This window comes from Zavarzinia sp. CC-PAN008, assembly GCF_051903925.1.
In the GTDB taxonomy this organism is placed as follows: domain Bacteria; phylum Pseudomonadota; class Alphaproteobacteria; order Zavarziniales; family Zavarziniaceae.
Window position 1 is genome coordinate 1,736,449 of the sequence record NZ_CP173678.1, and the last position, 15,667, is coordinate 1,752,115.

The following is a 15,667-nucleotide window of genomic DNA, read 5'->3' on the forward strand; positions in this document are numbered from 1 at the left end:
CCGGATGAGCGAGCGGGCAGCGACGAACCAGGCCGCGGGCATCCAGCCGGCGGTCATCGTCATCGCCATCCTGGTGACGGCGGTGATCGGCATCCTGGCCGCCATCAGCTTTGTCGGGGGCGAGGCCGACCGCGCCCGCGCCCAATGGCAGGTGGCGCTGGGCAGCGTCGCCGACGCGCAGGACCGCGCCGTGGAACGCTGGCTGCAGGAGCAGTTCGCGGTGATGCGCCGCCTGACCGACAACCAGGCGCTGCAGCTCTATGTCAGCCTGATCACCCAGCCGGAACCCGCCATGGAGGCGGAGCAGGAGGCGCAGCAGGGCTACCTGCAGCAATTGCTGGATGCCACCGCCGAGACGGCGGGCTTTGCCCAGGGAGGTGGCCCGCGCCTGCCCGATTCGAACAGCCGCCCGGCGGGGACCGGTGGCCTTGCCCTGCTCGACCGGACGGGCAAGGCGATCGTCGCGACCTCGGGCCTGCCGCCGCTGGACGATGCCGTGCAGCGCTTCCTGAACGACACGCCGCTGTCCAGGCCCGCCCTGATGGATGTGTTCGCGGCCGCCGACGGCACGCCGCTGATCGGCTTCGTGGCCCCGATCTATGGCGTCCAGGGCGACGGCAGTGACGCCTCGATCGTCGGCCGGGTGATGGGGATCCGCCCGTTGGCCCCGGTCTTCGCGGAACTGGTGGAGCCCCCGGGCCAGCAGACCCAGACCTCCGAAAGCTATCTGGTACGGCCCAAGGGGGAGGGGTTCGAACTGCTGTCCCCGCTGCGCGACGGCTCGCAACCGCTGGCCAAGTCCCTGGCCGGCGGGGCCCAGGCCAATGCCGCAGCCTTTGCCGCGGCCAACCCCAACGGCTTTGACAGCCGCACCGACCACCAGGTCCGCGCGGTCCTGGTGACGGGCAGGCCCATCGCCGACACGTCCTGGACCCTGGTCCGCCAGGTGACCGAGGCGGAGGCCCTGGGCCCGGTGCGCGACCGGCTGCGCACGGTCCTGGTCGTGCTGATCCTGCTGGTGATCGGCGTGGTCGCGGCGATGCTGGCCTTGTGGCGGCATGGTGCCTCGCGCCGCTATGCCCAGCTTGCGCACGAGAACCGGGTGGCGGCCGACCGTTTTGCCGCGCTGAATTCGTTCCTCAGCCTGGTCACGGACAGCCTGCCGGTGGAACTGCATTACCTGGACCGTGACAACCGTTACGTCTTCGGCAATCGGGCGACGGCCCGGGCCCTTGGCATCGCGCAGGAGGATCTGCGCGGCAAGACGCTGGCCAGCGTCCTGGGGCCTGCGCGCGCCGCACCGATCGAGGCCGCCGCCGCCGGGGTGTTCGAGACCGGCATCCCGACCCAGGTCGAGCTGCGGACCGAGGTCAATGGCCACAAGCGGATCGAGACGGTGGAGGTCGTCGCCGTGAAGGGTGACGAGGTCCATGCGCCGGGCGTCCTGGTCGTGGTGGACGACGTCACCGCGCTGGAGGCGGAGCGCGAGCGGGCCGAGGCGGCCAGTACCCGCCTTGTAGGGGTGCTGACCGGCATCCTGGACGCGCGCGACGTCAACGCGGCCGGCCATTCGGGGCGCACGGCCGAGGTGGCGGAGGCGATCGCGCAGGAACTGGGACTGGAACGCGAGCAGGTGGAGGGGGCCGCCATGACCGGGCGGCTGGCCAATATCGGCCGGGTGTTCCTGCCGGAGGAGGTCCTGAACAAGCGCGGCGAGTTGACGCCGGGAGAGGCACAGGTGGTGGATGCCGCCTTCGCCCAGGCGGCGGACCTGGTGGAGAGCATCGCCTTCCACCAGCCGATCGGCACGGCGCTGCGCCAACTGCGCGAGCGGGCGGACGGCACCGGCCAGCCCAATGGCCTGAAGGGGGAGGAGATCCTGGCCCTGGCCCAGATCGCCCAGGTCGCCTCGGCCTTCATCGCCATGACCAGCCCGCGGCCCTGGCGCGCGGCGATGGGGCCGCAGCAGGCCAGCGCCGCGCTGCTGGCGCAGAGCGACCGCAGCTACAGCCGCAAGGTCGTGCTGGCTTTGCTCAACGTGCTGGAGAATCGCGGCGGGCGCAGCCGCTGGGCGGCCTGGCTGGGGGACGACTGAGCAGCGCCTATCGCGCGTCGAAGACGCGAAAGATCGACGTCGCCGTCAGCAGGAGCGTGTCGCCGGCGCTGGCCTCCGCCTCCAGGAACGCCATGGTACGGGTCAGCTTGCGGATGCGGGCCCGGCCGGAGACCCAGCCCCCTGCCGTGGCGCCGGCGACGAACTGGACGTTCAGGGCGATTGTGGCGCACATGCGGCCAGTCTGCGCGACGACTGCATGGCCGAGGAACGTGTCGACGAAGGCCGTCACGGCGCCGCCGTGCAGAACCCCGTTGGGATTGCCGTGGCGCTCGTCGCTCTGGAATCCGTAGATGTATTCCCCGGACGGCTCCTGGCCCCAGAAATAGGGGCCATTGTGCCCGATGAAGCCACCGGTCTGGCCGAACGGCATGTACGCGATGTCGCCTGGCATCTGGTCTGTCATTCATTCCCCCCTTGAACGCCCAGGATCGCCTGCCCGCTGTTGGTGATCAACCGGCTGCCAAGTCCCTGGCAGGCGATTAGAACGCGTTCGAATCTTCTCAACGTCGGGGCGCCGAACACTGTACGATCGGCGTCCACATGCGACCCCGGATCCATAACCGGGGCGAACCGAGGGAGGATGTGTGGCCAGCACCGTAACCGCGCCGGTCGATCACCAGCGCCTGGACAGCCCGGCCTATCGCCGCTGGGTCCTGTTCATCCTGCTCATCGTCTACATGGTCAATTTCATCGACCGCTCGATCCTGAACACCGTGGGGCAGGCGGTGAAGGCGGACCTGAAGCTGACCGACCTTGAGCTTGGTCTGCTGGGGGGGCTGGCCTTTGCCGTGGTCAACGGGACCCTGGCCGTCCCCATCGCGCGGCTGGCCGAGCGCTACAGCCGGGTGAAGATCATCGCGATCTCGGTTGCGGTGTGGTCGGCCTTTACCGCCGTCTGCGGCCTGGCGGGCAATTTCTGGCACATGCTGGTCGCGCGCATCGGCGTGGGCGTGGGCGAGGCCGGCGGTGCGGCACCCGTCCAGTCGCTGATCTCGGACTACTACCCGCCCGAGAAGCGGGCGACGGCGCTATCGATCTATGTGACGGGGGTGCCGATCGGCATCCTGCTGGGGGCCGCCGGCAGCGGCTGGCTGGTCGAGAACATGAGTTGGCGCACGGCCTTCATGGTTGTGGGCCTGCCCGGCATCCTGCTGGCGGTCGTGGTCTGGGCGACGATCATCGAGCCGCCGCGCGGCTATGCCGAGAAGGCGGCCCCCTCGACCGAGCCGCCGCCGCCGCTGATGGCCGTGGTGCGCCGCATGCTGGGCCGGCGTTCCCTGGTGCACATGATCCTGGGCGGGATCATCGCGAATTTCGCGGCCTATGGCGCGTTGCAGTTCACCCATCCCTATTTCGTGCGGCAATACCACCTGGGCTATGCCGAGGCGGCGCTGATGTTCGGCCTGATGGTCAGCATCACCTCGCTGATCGGCTTCCTGCTGGGGGGGATCGGCACCGACCGGCTGGCGACGCGGGACAAGCGCTGGTACGCCTGGGTGCCAGCCCTTGGCATGATCGCGGCCACTCCGCTGATCATCACGGGCCTGGCGCAGCCCAGTTTCTGGATGATGTTCGTCATCCTCATGCTGCCCAATATCGGTGTGTCGACCTATTTCGGGCCGACCTTCGCGTCGATCCACAACATGGTGGACCCGCGCATGCGGGCCTCCGCCACCGCCCTGGGGGCGCTTGGCATGAACCTGATCGGGGCGGCGTTCGGGCCGGTCCTGGCCGGCTGGCTGTCCGACGTCTTTGCCAGGGGCGCCTATGCGGGCGACTTTGCCGTGGCCTGCCCGGGCGGGGCGGCCCCGGCGGACGCGCTGCCGGACCTCGTGGCGGCCTGCCAGCAGGCCTCCGCCACCGGCCTGCAGCATGCGCTGATGGCGATGGCGGTGTTCTACCTGTGGGCCGGCCTGCACTACCTGCTGGCCAGCCGCTCCATCCGCCGCGACCTGGCGATGTAGGCGGTGAGGGGGCCAGGCTTACCGCCAGGCCCCCTCGCCGCGTCAGGCCAATTGCCTCAGGACATGGCCTTTGCCCGTGCGGCGTCGGCCGAGAAGGTGCCACCCACCTTGAAGTAGTGCCAGGCCGCCCAGAGGTTGAACAGCGCCATGGTCATCAGGGCATAGCGCAGCGAATCCTCCCCGAAGGTGGGCCGCAGCAGGTCCGAGGCAAGCCCGACGCTGAGCGGCCCCAGGCCCATGCCGATCAGGTTCACGATGAACAGGAAGATCGCGGCCGAGGCGGCGCGCATGCCCAGCGGCACCAGCGTCTGCATCATGGCGTAGGAGGGCCCCAGGTAGAACGTGCCGACGATCAGCCCGGGCAGGTAGACCAGCAAAGCCACATACAGGTTGTCGACAAAGAAGAAGGCCAGCACGAAGGGCACGGCGATCACCTTGGCAATCGCGACCAGGCGGCCATTCCAGGACGGATCGCGCGCCGCCGCCTTGTCCTGCAGCCGCCCGCCCAGATAGGTGCCGATCCCGGCGCCGATGCCGACCATCAGGCCCAGCACGATGCCGACCTCGAACAGCGACAGGCCATGCGTGCGCATCAGGAACGCGGCACCCCAGGTTGTCCCGCCATAGCCCACGAACGACGTGATCGCCGTGCCGATGATGACATTGCGGGTTCCGGGGGTGGCCAGGACATAGCGGAAGCTGGCGCCCATCTCGCGCAGGAAGACGGCCAGGTTGAGCGGCGGCGGTGCGGGGCGGGAGCCGGCGGCATGGCCGTCGGCCGCACCCCGGGTCGGCTCAGGCACGGTCAGCCAGACGACGACGCCCAGGATCAGGCCGGGCGCGCCGCAGACGAAGAAGGCGACGCGCCAGCCATAGACCTGCGCCACCCAGCCGCCGGCGACAAAGCCCAGCACGATGCCGATCGTGATGCCCAGGGCATAGACGGCCATGGCGCCGGACCGTTCGGTTGGGCCATAGAGGTCCGAGATCATCGAATGGGCCGGCGGCGTGCAGCCCGCCTCGCCAATGCCGACGCCGACGCGCGCCAAAGCCAGCTGGATGAAGCTGCCGGCCATGCCGCAGAGCACCGTCATCCCGCTCCAGACGGTGACGGCGGCCGCGATGATGTTGCGGCGGTTGGCCCGGTCGGCATAGAGCGCAATGGGAATGCCAAGCGTCGCATAGAAGAAGGCGAATGCCGGCCCTGACAACAGTCCCAGTGCAAAATCTGAAACGCCGAACTCGTTCTTGATGGGCTGCAGCAGGGTCGAAAGGATCTGCCTGTCCAGGAAGTTCGAGGCAAAGACCAGGGTCAGGATGAACAGGATGTATTTGCGCTTTCGCAGCGCCGGATCATCGGCCAGCGCGCCGGGCAGCGCTGGGTTCATCGTCGTGTCGGCCATCGGCGTTTCCCTTTATCGTCATTGGCCGTCAGCATGACGACGCGATGGCGCGCGGGAAAGATTTTTCTGGACCGCCAGTCTCAACAAAAGGCCCGGGGCCGCGGCGGCGCGGCCCGTGGTTCAGCCGGCGGCGCCAGTGGCGGCCTGCCGGGCATTGACCTCGGCCGACAGGAACTCGCTCGCCTCCTCGGCCGACATCGGCTTGGCGAAGAGATAGCCCTGCCCGTACTGGACGCCCAGCTGGTGCAGGGTGCTTGCCTGGTCGTCGGTCTCGACCCCTTCGGCGATCATGTCCCGGCGCAGCGCATGGGCCAGCCAGGCGATGATGCGCACGATCTCGGCACTCTCGGCCGAGGTCGACATGCGGATGACGAACGAGCGGTCGATCTTCAGCGTGTTGAACGGGAAGGTGTGGAGATAGGCCAGCGAGGAATAGCCCGTCCCGAAATCGTCGATCGAGATGCGCACGCCCAAATCGACCACCCGGCGCAGCAGCTCGGCCGTCCGCTCCGGGTCGGCCATGACCATGCTCTCGGTCACTTCGAGCTTCAGGGCCGAGGCCTTGAGGCCGGAACGCTCCAGGGCCTGGCGCACGTCGCCGGCGAAGTCGGCCTGGGCGAACTGGCGGCCCGAGACGTTGACCGAGATTTCCAGCGGCATCGAGAAGCGCGCGCGCCACGTCGCGGTCTGCCGGCAGGCCTGGAGCAGGGCCCAGCGCCCCATCTCCACGATCATGCCGGTATCCTCGGCCAGCGGGATGAAGTCGCCGGGCGACACCATGCCAAGTTCGGGATGGCGCCAGCGCATCAGCGCCTCGAACCCCACGATCCGGCGGTCGGCCAGGCTGACCACCGGCTGGTAGTAGACCTGGAGCTGGGTCTGGTCGGCGACGGCATGGCGCAGCGCCGCCTCCAGGCCGAAACGCTGGACGGCGCGCGACTGCATCGCGGGCTCGTAGAGCACCACGCGCCCGCCGCCGCCCTGCTTGGCGCGGTACTGCGCCAGGTCGGCGGCGCGCAGCACTTCCTCCGCCCGCTCGCCCGCGCTGGTACAGGTGGCGACGCCGACCGAGGCGCTGACGAAGATCGTGCGGTCGTCCAGGACATGGGGCTGGGCCAGCGCGCGCAGCAGCCCCTCGGCATAGGACAGGACGTCCTTCTCGCGCGCGAAGTCCTGCGCCAGGACGGCGAATTCGTCGCCGGCCAGGCGGGCCAGCGTATCGCCCGGGCGCAGCAACTCGGCCAGGCGCTGGGCAGCCGCCACAAGCAGGCGGTTGCCGGCAAAGAAGCCCAGGCTGTCATTGACCGTCTTGAAACGGTCCAGGTTGAAGTGCACGACGGCGAAGCGGCGCAGCGGGTCGCGCCCCAATGTCTCCAGCGCCTGGGTCACGCGATCCAGGAACAGGGCGCGGTTGGCAAGCCCCGTCAGGTGGTCGTGCAGGGCGGCATGCAGCAGCTGGTCCTGCAGGCGCCGCCGCTCGGTTATGTCGGTCTGCGAGCCGGCAATGCGCATCGGCTTCCCGGCCGCGTCGCGCACCGCGATGCCCCGTGCCAGCATCCAGCGTTCGCGCCCGTCGGTGTGCAGGATGCGGTATTGCTGCTCGAACTGCGGGATCGTGCCCGCCAGATGCTCCTGCAGGGCACCTTCGACGGCACCGCGGTCGTCGGGGTGGATGCGATCCAGCCAGTCGGCCGGGGCGCCCGTGACCGGGGCCGCGTCGGGTTCGCCCACCTGGCCGCGCCAGCGCGGCGAGTAGTAGACCAGTTCGCGGGACAGGTCCCAGTCCCACAGGCCGTCATTGGCGCCCTGGGCGGCCAGGGCATAGCGTTCCTCGCTCAGGCGCAGCGCCTCGTCCGCGCGGGCGCGGGCGCGCTCCCGGCGCACCACCTGGTCGACGGTCAGCGCGATCATGACAAGCAGGGCGGCCAACAGGGGGGCCATCGTCGGCATCACGATGCCGCCATTGAACAGGCTCTGGCACAGCGCCAGCCACAGGCCCAGCAGCAGGACGACGCCCGCCGCGGCCCCCGGTGTGCCCCAGCGCCCGACCAGCAGGGCGGGGCCGAAGGCGACGCCCAGGATCGCCAGCAGGGTCAGGACGACGACCCAGCCCGGCTGGCGCAGCCAGCGGTCGCTGAGGATGTCGTCCACGATGGTGGCCGACCGTTCGACGCGGGGCAGGCGGGCGGTGAACGGCGTGGCCAGCGTTTCGGTCGCGTTCTGCGCGGTGGGTCCGATCAGCACGACACGATCGCGCAGCCGGTCCGCCGGCACCGCGCCCGCGAGCAGGTCGCGGGCCGAGATCGTGGGGATCGTCCCTTCCGGCCCCAGCCACAGGAAGGGGAAGCGGCCGGCGCGGTCGGCGGCCAGGACCTTGTCGCCGAAGCGCACGCTGCCGCCGTCGTTGCGGGCGACCTGGCTGCGGTCCAGGCCCTGCGCCAGGCGGGCCATTTCCAGCGCCATGCTGGGCAGCACCAGGCGTCCCACGGGCCAGGTCAGTGTCGAGCTGTTGTTGTCGAACACGGGCCCGCCCACCGCCAGGGACCAGGCGGCATCCGTGACCACCGACGGCGGCATGATGGCCCGCCAGCTGCCTTCCGGCGTGTCCAGGCTGCCAATCGCCGAGCGGGCCAGGCGATCCTGCGCCTCGGCATCCGGGGGGCTTCCCTCCTGCAGGCGGATCGGCAGGACGACGGGGCCGTGTTCCGTCATCGTCTGGGCCAGGGCGCGTTCGGGCGACAGGATCAGGGCCAGGTCGTCGAGCGCTTGGCGCGCGGCAGCCGGCTGGTTGGCCTCGATCGCGGCGCGGGCGGCCTCGACGGGTCGGCCCAGCTCCGTCGAGGAGACCTGGTCCGGCGCCTCCAGCCCCGCGGGCAGGGCGATGGCGCGCGCACCCTGGGCGCCAATGGCGGCCACCAGCCGGGCCAGCAGCGGCCGCGACAGGCTGACATTGCCGTATTCTTCCACCGTGCGGTCGTCGATGGCGACGATTGCCACCTGGTCCGTGGCGGGCAGGGGCCCCCGGATGCGGTAGTGCAGGCTGGTCGCCGTCAGGTCCAGGACGGTGGGCACGGCGCTTGCCGTGATCACGCCATAGGCCAGGATCGACAGCAGCGCCGCGATCCCCGCCATCAGCAGATGCGGGTACCGCCGCAGGATGTCGGGCATCACGCGGGACCCCGCGCGGCCATGCGGGACGGAAGGGGCGCCGGACGGGTCCGGGCCGAAGCGTCTGCCTTGTCCTGCGCCGCGCAATGCACGTCCGTGGTGCCCGTTTTCTGTCCCTGATCCCGTGCCGAGCGGCCGACGGGACGGATCGACCTCGCTGGTCCGGTGCTCCGTGACCGCGCGGGTCGCGTGCCGGTTCCTGCGATCCGGTATGGCATGGCGATCGTCAACGCTTCGTCAACAACGTTCGGTACCCTGTCCCGGCCGGGGACGCGCGCGAAACCATGGCGGGCCCCTGGCTCCGCCTTGTACGTCGCGCGCCTCCTGTCGGTTGCAGGATGCCCCATAGCATGGCGCCGGGGCCAGGGGCTGTGCCATTCCCGCGCCCGCTGTGACGAGGTTGTGAAGCGGGGCCGCGCGTGCCCGTGCAGGTTCAGCCGCCCAGCCTCGCGTCAGGATGCGGCAAGGTCGCCCAGGATCGGGCAGTCCGGCCGGCGATCGCCGTGGCAGGCGCGGGCCAGGTCGCGCAGTGTCTCGGCCATCTGCGCCAGTTCCGCCATGCGCTGTTCCAGCTCCGCCACATGCTCCAGCGCCAGGCGCTTGACGTCGGCGCTGGAGCGGCCCTGGTCCTGCCACAGTTTCAGCAGGGCGCCGGTCTGCGCCAGCGAGAAGCCAAGCGCCCGTGCCCGCTTCACGAAGCGCAGCATGTGCACGTCGCTGGCGCTGTAGGTGCGATAATTGCCGTCGCTGCGATCGGCGTGGGGCAGCAGGCCGACCCGCTCGTAATAGCGGATCATCTTGGGGCTCAGCCCCGACTGGCGTGCCGCGGTGCCGATGTTCATCGCCGCTCCCGGGCGGGTCAGGCCGCCTGCCGCTCCAGCTTGCGGTTGCGGTACTGCAGCCCGCGCCAGGCAATGCGCGAGACGACGTCGGCCGTGCGGCTGTGCGGGCGGAAGCCCATGGCCTTCAGGATCATGTTCAGGCCCCGCGCCAGGTGGCCATAGCCATAGAGCCGTCCAGTGATCCGGCCATAGTCGCGGGCACAGGCGGCACGGTCATAGGGCGCGCCGGGACCGTGGTTTGCGGCGTGATAGGCATAGGACAGTTCGTCGTCGTCGACCTCGGACAGGCGCCCGATCGCGACCTTCATCTTGGTCATGAAGCCGACGCGCTCGGCGGCGTAGCGCCGCATGTTGTCGAAGAACAGGCGGTAGTGGCGGAACTCGTCGCCGGCAATGCGGTGGGCGATCTCCTTCAGCAGCGGCTCGTCCGTCGAATCGCGGATCGCGCTGTAGAACGAGCTGGTGCCGGATTCGACGATGCAGCGGGCCAGCAGTTCGCCCGTGCGCGAGCCGCGGACCGATTCGGTGGCGTCCAGCGGCAGCTGGAAGCCTGAGCGAAAGCGGGCCAGCGCATCTTCGAAGTTGAAGCTTGGATCGCACAGCGTGGCCCAGCGGCCCAGGGCGATGCCGTGCTGCACCTCCTCCACGCCCCAGTTCTCGATCACGTCGGCGAACTGGGCGTCATTGGGGAAGATGTTCCGCAGATAGGCGACATAGTCGGCGCTGTTGGCCTCGACCAGGGCGGCCGTCTTGACCGCCTTCAGCATGTCGGCGTCGACCCGGGTGGGATCGAACCGGTCCCATGCGATGTCGTCGAGTGTCCAATGCCTGCCCATGCACAAACTCCGCTGCCTGGACGCTGCAGCCCAGGTACAGGAACGGCTGACCGAGGCCGCCAATATGACGAAAAAGTGCCAAGCGCGCCAACCCCATGGATTTTGTGGGGATTGCGCGCCGACGTGAACGTCCCGCCGCAGGTGGGGTCCGGACAGGCAAAGGGCCGGCGTTGCCGCCGGCCCTCATGCAATCCGCTTCGGGGCGCCGGGTTCCGGCGCGCCCAGGGTTCAGCGCAGGCTGTCGAGCAGGCCGGACAGGCCAGTCACCCTGGCCTCGGCCCGGGCCCGGGCGTCATCGTCGCGGGCGTCGCGCGCGGACTGCTCGGCGGCGCGAAACTCGGCCTCGAGCGCGGCGCGGTCGACCTCGCCCAGCGGCTGCGCGCGCTCGGCCAGGACGGTCAGGGTGCGGGCCCCGACCTCGGCAAAGCCGCCGTCGACAACGATGCGCTCAGGGCTGCCGCCCTCGGTCCGGAACACCTCGATGATGCCGGGCCGCAGCAGCGTGACCAGGGGCGCATGCCCCGCCAGGATGCCGATGTCCCCCTCCTCGCCGGGGACAACGACCTGCTCCACCGGTTCCGAGACCAGCAGCCGCTCCGGCGAGACCAGTTCGAACTGGAAGGTCTCGGCCATGATCAGGCGGCCTCGGCGGCCAGCTTCTTGGCCTTCTCGACCGCGTCCTCGATGGTGCCGACCATGTAGAAGGCAGCCTCGGGCAGGTGGTCGTACTCGCCGGCGCAAATCGCCTTGAAGCCCTTCACGGTGTCCTCAAGCTTGACCAGCTTGCCTGGCAGGCTGGTGAAGATCTCGGCCACGAAGAACGGCTGCGACAGGAAGCGCTGGATCTTGCGGGCGCGGGCGACGACCAGCTTGTCGGACTCCGACAGCTCGTCCATGCCCAGGATCGCGATGATGTCCTGCAGCGACTTGTACTGCTGCAGGATCTTCTGCACTTCGCGCGCCGTGTTGTAGTGCTCCTCGCCCACGACCAGCGGCGACAGGATGCGCGAGGTCGAGTCGAGCGGATCGACGGCCGGGTAGATGCCCAGCTCGAAGACCTGGCGGCTCAGCACGGTCGTCGCGTCCAAGTGGGCATAGGACGTGGCGGGCGCCGGGTCGGTCAGATCGTCGGCAGGCACGTAGATCGCCTGCACCGAAGTGATCGAGCCCTTGGTCGTCGTGGTGATGCGCTCCTGCAGGTTGCCCATCTCCGTCGCCAGGGTCGGCTGATAGCCCACCGCCGAAGGAATACGGCCCAGCAGTGCCGACACTTCCGAGCCCGCCTGGGTGAAGCGGAAGATGTTGTCGACGAAGAACAGCACGTCCTGGCCTTCCTGGTCGCGGAAGTACTCCGCAACGGTCAGGCCGGTCAGGGCGACGCGGGCGCGCGCGCCTGGCGGCTCGTTCATCTGGCCATAGACCAGGGCCGCCTTCGACCCCGGGCCATCGGTGTTGATGACGCCCGAGTCGATGAACTCGTGATAGAGGTCGTTGCCCTCACGCGTGCGCTCGCCGACGCCGGCGAACACGGAATAACCGCCGTGCGCCTTGGCGATGTTGTTGATCAGTTCCTGGATGAGCACGGTCTTGCCCACGCCGGCGCCGCCGAACAGGCCGATCTTGCCGCCGCGGGGATAGGGCGCCAGCAGGTCCACGACCTTGATGCCCGTGACCAGGATCTGCGCTTCCGTCGACTGGTCGATGAACTCGGGCGCGGGCGCATGGATGGGCGCGGTGCGGCTGGTGCCGATGGGGCCACGCTCGTCGATCGGCTCGCCGATGACGTTCATGATGCGGCCCAGCGTCTCCGGACCGACCGGCACGCGGATCGCGTCGCCCGTGTCGGCGACTTCCTGGCCGCGGACCAGGCCGTCGGTCGTGTCCATGGCGATCGTGCGGACGGTCGATTCGCCCAGGTGCTGCGCAACTTCCAGCACCAGGCGGGTGCCATTGTTGCTGGTCTCGAGCGCGTTCAGGATGGACGGCAGGTGTTCGTCGAACTGGACGTCCACGACGGCGCCGATGACCTGGGTGATGCGGCCGACTTTGTTGGTAGCCATCGAAGGGTCCTCTTCAGAGTGCTTCAGCGCCGGAGATGATTTCGATCAGCTCCTTGGTGATCGTGGCCTGGCGCGAGCGGTTATAGACGAGCGTGAGCCGGTTGATCATGTCGCCGGCATTGCGGGTGGCGCTGTCCATTGCGGACATGCGGGAGCCTTCCTCGCTGGCGGCGTTCTCCAGCAGCGCGCGGTAGATCTGCACAGCGAGGTTGCGCGGCAGCAGGGCCTCGAGGATCTCCTCCTCCGCCGGCTCGTACTCGTAGACGGCGCCGTCCAGCTGCGGGGCCGCGGCTTCGCCGCCGCCACCCGTGGTGGTCGCGGGGATCAGCTGCTGCGCCGTCGGGATCTGGCTGATCGCGGAGCGGAACTGGGAGTAGAACAGCGTGCAGACGTCGAAGGCACCATCCTCGAACAGGGCGGTGACCCGGTTCGCGATCGCCTGCGCCGTCGCGAAGGTGACGCGCTTGGCGCCACCCACGGGCTCGACATGCTCCAGCAGGCGGCTGCCATGGTCGCGACGCAGCTGGTCGCGGCCCTTCTTGCCGACCGTCAGGATCTTTACCTCCTTGCCCTCGGCCAGCAGCACATTGATGCGCTGCCGGGCCAGGCGGACGATGGAGGAGTTGAAGGCACCGCACAGGCCACGCTCGGCCGTGCACACGACCAGCAGGTGAACCTGGGCGCGGCCGGTGCCGATCAGCAGCCTGGGCGCGTCCTCACGGTCGGTCATTCCGGCCGAAAGGGCGCCCAGGACCTGCTCGATCCGGCTGGCATAGGGACGGGCCGCTTCCGCCGCTTCCTGGGCGCGGCGCAGCTTCGAAGCGGCGACCATCTTCATCGCCTTGGTGATCTTCTGCGTGGAGCGAATGCTCCGGATACGCAGTCGAAGATCGCGCAAGCTCGCCATGCTGCGGGGCTTTCTTCAGGCTCAGACGAAGCTGGCGGCGAAGGCGTCGAGTGCCGCCTTCAGCTTGGCCTGCGTATCGTCGGACAGGGCGCGCTCCTTCTCGATCGCCTCGACGATCGCGGGGTGCTTCTCGCGGACATGGCGGATCCAGGAGGCCTCGAACCGGCCCACGTCGGCGACGGGGACCTTGTCCAGGCCGCCGCGGGTGCCGGCATAGATCGACAGGACCTGGTCCTCGACCACCATCGGCGAGTACTGGGCCTGCTTCAGCAGCTCGGTCAGCCGGGCGCCACGCGCCAGCAGGCGCTGCGTCGCCGCGTCCAGGTCCGAGCCGAACTGCGCGAAGGCCGCCATTTCGCGGTACTGCGCCAGTTCCAGCTTCATCGAGCCGGCGACCTGCTTCATCGCCTTGATCTGGGCGGAGGAGCCGACGCGGCTGACCGAGATGCCGACGTTAATCGCGGGACGGATGCCCTGGTAGAACAGTTCCGTCTCCAGGAAGATCTGCCCGTCGGTGATCGAGATCACGTTGGTCGGGATATAGGCCGACACGTCGCCGGCCTGCGTCTCGATCACGGGCAGCGCGGTCAGCGAGCCGGCGCCATGGGCGTCCGACATCTTGGCCGCGCGCTCCAGCAGGCGGGAGTGCAGGTAGAACACGTCGCCGGGATAGGCTTCGCGGCCCGGCGGACGCCGCAGCAGCAGCGACATCTGGCGATAGGCGACGGCCTGCTTGGACAGGTCGTCGTACACGATCACGGCATGCATGCCGTTGTCGCGGAAGTACTCGCCCATCGCGGCACCCGTATAGGGCGCCAGGAACTGCAGTGGGGCCGGGTCGGACGCCGTCGCGGCGACGACGATCGAGTACTGGAGCGCGCCGTTGTCGGCCAGCGCCTTGACGATCTGCGCGACGGTCGAGCGCTTCTGGCCCACGGCGACATAGATGCAGTAGAGCTTGCGGCTCTCGTCCGTGCCGGCGTTGATCGTGCGCTGGTTCAGGAAGGTGTCGATCGCAACCGCGGTCTTGCCGGTCTGGCGGTCGCCGATGATCAGCTCGCGCTGGCCACGGCCGACGGGCACCAGGCTGTCGATCGCCTTCAGGCCCGTCTGCATCGGCTCGTGCACCGACTTGCGCGGGATGATGCCGGGCGCCTTCACTTCCACGCGCTGGCGGGTGACGTCGAGGAGCGGGCCCTTGCCGTCGATCGGGTTGCCCAGTCCGTCGACCACGCGGCCCAGCAGGCCACGGCCCACGGGCACGTCCACGATCTCGCCGGTCCGGCGAACGGTGTCGCCTTCCTTGATCCCGCGGTCGTCGCCGAAGATCACGACGCCCACATTGTCGACTTCGAGGTTCAGCGCCATGCCCTTCAGGCCGCCATTGAACTCGACCATCTCGCCCGCCTGGACGCTGTCGAGGCCGTAGACGCGGGCAATGCCGTCACCGACGGAGAGAACCTGACCGACCTCGGACACCTCGGCCTCGGAGCCGAAGTTGGCGATCTGGTCCTTGAGGATTGCGGAAATTTCGGACGGGCGGATGTCCATGGGATCAAGCCCCTTTCATGGCAGCGGCAAGGCTGCGGAGACGAGTGCCGAGAGAAGCGTCGATCTGGCGCGAGCCGAGGCGCACCACCATGCCGCCCAGCAGGGACGGCTCGACCCGGGAGTCGATCAGGACGGTGCGGCCAGCGGCCTGCCCCAGCGCCCGGGCCAGGCTCTCTTCCTGCTGGGGAGAGAGCGGCTGGGCCGAGACGACACGGGCGGTGACCTCGCCCCGTTCCTTGGCGGCGAGTTCGAGGAAGGCGGCGATGGTCGCGTCGAGCACGAACAGTCGCCGGTTGCGGGCCAGAAGCCCGACCAGGTTGCGCACCAGGTCCGAGGCGCCGCCACGGTCCAGGACGGCGGCCAGGGCCTTGCCCTGCTGATCGCGGTCGTAGAGCGGGCTGGCGAGAAGGCGCTGCAGGTCGTGCGAGCCCTGGATCAGGCCGCGCAGTTCGCGCAGTTCGGTCGCGACTTCGCCCAGAATCCGGCGGTCGCGAGCGAGTTCGAAGAGGGCCGTTGCGTATCGCGTTGCGACACCGGCAAGGAGTGCTGACTCCGCAGGCATGAGCTGTTGTCCCTGCGCCAGGCCATACCAGATCAGCTGATCCCGGCCAGACCTATCAAGTTGTTGATTTCGCGGGCAGGAGTGACTTGCCGGACGCCCGCGTAACCGCCCCACCGGCGGGGCGTCTCTAGCATGGGCGCATGTCGCCCTGCAACATTGGCCCGCTTGCGGCCAGACGCCGCAAGCGGCGCGCGGGGCCGGTGCGGCGTGGCCGCCCGATGCCGCACTGCACACCCGGCGCGCCACAGGGGCACAGCC

Annotated in this window: 12 protein-coding genes; 2 read left to right on the plus strand and 10 right to left on the minus strand. The window is 69.3% G+C overall.

The features are described from left to right. Positions 1-4 precede the first annotated feature (4 nt). Positions 5-2,095 (plus strand): HD domain-containing phosphohydrolase, encoded by a 2,091-nt coding sequence (locus tag ACI6GS_RS08150; RefSeq protein WP_439817289.1) that lies wholly within the window; start codon positions 5-7, stop codon positions 2,093-2,095. A 7-nt stretch (positions 2,096-2,102) separates the two neighbouring features. Here ACI6GS_RS08150 and ACI6GS_RS08155 read toward each other — a convergent pair whose 3' ends face one another. After that, the gene (locus tag ACI6GS_RS08155) at positions 2,103-2,519 is read right to left on the minus strand and encodes a PaaI family thioesterase (RefSeq protein ID WP_439817290.1); all 417 of its coding nucleotides are present in this window, start codon (positions 2,517-2,519) and stop codon (positions 2,103-2,105) included. A gap of 181 nt (positions 2,520-2,700) precedes the next feature. On the opposite strand from ACI6GS_RS08155, the gene ACI6GS_RS08160 reads away from it, so the two are divergent. Then, entirely contained in the window at positions 2,701-4,080 is a 1,380-nt protein-coding gene (locus tag ACI6GS_RS08160; RefSeq protein ID WP_439817291.1) for a spinster family MFS transporter, read from the plus strand. A 56-nt stretch (positions 4,081-4,136) separates the two neighbouring features. Here ACI6GS_RS08160 and ACI6GS_RS08165 read toward each other — a convergent pair whose 3' ends face one another. The 9 genes from ACI6GS_RS08165 to ACI6GS_RS08205 all read right to left on the minus strand — a co-directional run bounded on the left by ACI6GS_RS08165 (position 4,137) and on the right by ACI6GS_RS08205 (position 15,409). Continuing rightward, the gene (locus tag ACI6GS_RS08165; RefSeq protein WP_439817292.1) at positions 4,137-5,483 is read right to left on the minus strand and encodes a spinster family MFS transporter; all 1,347 of its coding nucleotides are present in this window, start codon (positions 5,481-5,483) and stop codon (positions 4,137-4,139) included. Between the two features lie 120 nt (positions 5,484-5,603). Then, positions 5,604-8,651, minus strand: a complete 3,048-nt coding sequence (locus ACI6GS_RS08170) for an EAL domain-containing protein (RefSeq protein ID WP_439817293.1) — start codon at positions 8,649-8,651, stop codon at positions 5,604-5,606. 452 nt (positions 8,652-9,103) lie between these two features. Further along, positions 9,104-9,493 carry a Cu(I)-responsive transcriptional regulator gene (gene cueR / locus ACI6GS_RS08175; RefSeq protein ID WP_439817294.1) on the minus strand — a complete coding sequence of 130 codons (390 nt, stop codon included), beginning with the start codon at positions 9,491-9,493 and terminating at the stop codon, positions 9,104-9,106. Positions 9,494-9,510: 17 nt separating this feature from the next. After that, a complete protein-coding gene (locus ACI6GS_RS08180) occupies positions 9,511-10,329 on the minus strand; it encodes a ferritin-like domain-containing protein (protein ID WP_439817295.1) in 819 nt (272 codons plus the stop codon). Between the two features lie 228 nt (positions 10,330-10,557). Continuing rightward, a complete protein-coding gene (locus ACI6GS_RS08185) occupies positions 10,558-10,962 on the minus strand; it encodes a F0F1 ATP synthase subunit epsilon (protein WP_439817296.1) in 405 nt (134 codons plus the stop codon). 2 nt (positions 10,963-10,964) lie between these two features. After that, on the minus strand, positions 10,965-12,389 hold the full coding sequence (atpD, locus tag ACI6GS_RS08190; protein WP_439817297.1) for a F0F1 ATP synthase subunit beta: 1,425 nt from the start codon (positions 12,387-12,389) through the stop codon (positions 10,965-10,967). A 13-nt stretch (positions 12,390-12,402) separates the two neighbouring features. After that, a complete protein-coding gene (locus ACI6GS_RS08195; RefSeq protein ID WP_439817298.1) occupies positions 12,403-13,296 on the minus strand; it encodes a F0F1 ATP synthase subunit gamma in 894 nt (297 codons plus the stop codon). Between the two features lie 21 nt (positions 13,297-13,317). Continuing rightward, on the minus strand, positions 13,318-14,847 hold the full coding sequence (gene atpA / locus ACI6GS_RS08200) for a F0F1 ATP synthase subunit alpha (protein ID WP_439817299.1): 1,530 nt from the start codon (positions 14,845-14,847) through the stop codon (positions 13,318-13,320). Between the two features lie 4 nt (positions 14,848-14,851). Then, positions 14,852-15,409 carry a F0F1 ATP synthase subunit delta gene (locus ACI6GS_RS08205; RefSeq protein WP_439817300.1) on the minus strand — a complete coding sequence of 186 codons (558 nt, stop codon included), beginning with the start codon at positions 15,407-15,409 and terminating at the stop codon, positions 14,852-14,854. Between the last annotated feature and the right edge of the window lie 258 nt (positions 15,410-15,667).

Excerpts from the sequence above, each read along its gene's own strand:
- cueR (WP_439817294.1), bottom strand. The coding sequence starts at position 9,493 with ATGAACATCGGCACCGCGGCACGCCAGTCGGGGCTGAGCCCCAAGATG.
- ACI6GS_RS08150 (WP_439817289.1), top strand. The coding sequence starts at position 5 with ATGAGCGAGCGGGCAGCGACGAACCAGGCCGCGGGCATCCAGCCGGCG.
- ACI6GS_RS08205 (WP_439817300.1), bottom strand. The coding sequence starts at position 15,409 with ATGCCTGCGGAGTCAGCACTCCTTGCCGGTGTCGCAACGCGATACGCA.
- ACI6GS_RS08185 (WP_439817296.1), bottom strand. The coding sequence starts at position 10,962 with ATGGCCGAGACCTTCCAGTTCGAACTGGTCTCGCCGGAGCGGCTGCTG.
- ACI6GS_RS08170 (WP_439817293.1), bottom strand. The coding sequence starts at position 8,651 with ATGCCCGACATCCTGCGGCGGTACCCGCATCTGCTGATGGCGGGGATC.
- atpD (WP_439817297.1), bottom strand. The coding sequence starts at position 12,389 with ATGGCTACCAACAAAGTCGGCCGCATCACCCAGGTCATCGGCGCCGTC.
- ACI6GS_RS08180 (WP_439817295.1), bottom strand. The coding sequence starts at position 10,329 with ATGGGCAGGCATTGGACACTCGACGACATCGCATGGGACCGGTTCGAT.
- atpA (WP_439817299.1), bottom strand. The coding sequence starts at position 14,847 with ATGGACATCCGCCCGTCCGAAATTTCCGCAATCCTCAAGGACCAGATC.
- ACI6GS_RS08155 (WP_439817290.1), bottom strand. The coding sequence starts at position 2,519 with ATGACAGACCAGATGCCAGGCGACATCGCGTACATGCCGTTCGGCCAG.
- ACI6GS_RS08195 (WP_439817298.1), bottom strand. The coding sequence starts at position 13,296 with ATGGCGAGCTTGCGCGATCTTCGACTGCGTATCCGGAGCATTCGCTCC.
- ACI6GS_RS08165 (WP_439817292.1), bottom strand. The coding sequence starts at position 5,483 with ATGGCCGACACGACGATGAACCCAGCGCTGCCCGGCGCGCTGGCCGAT.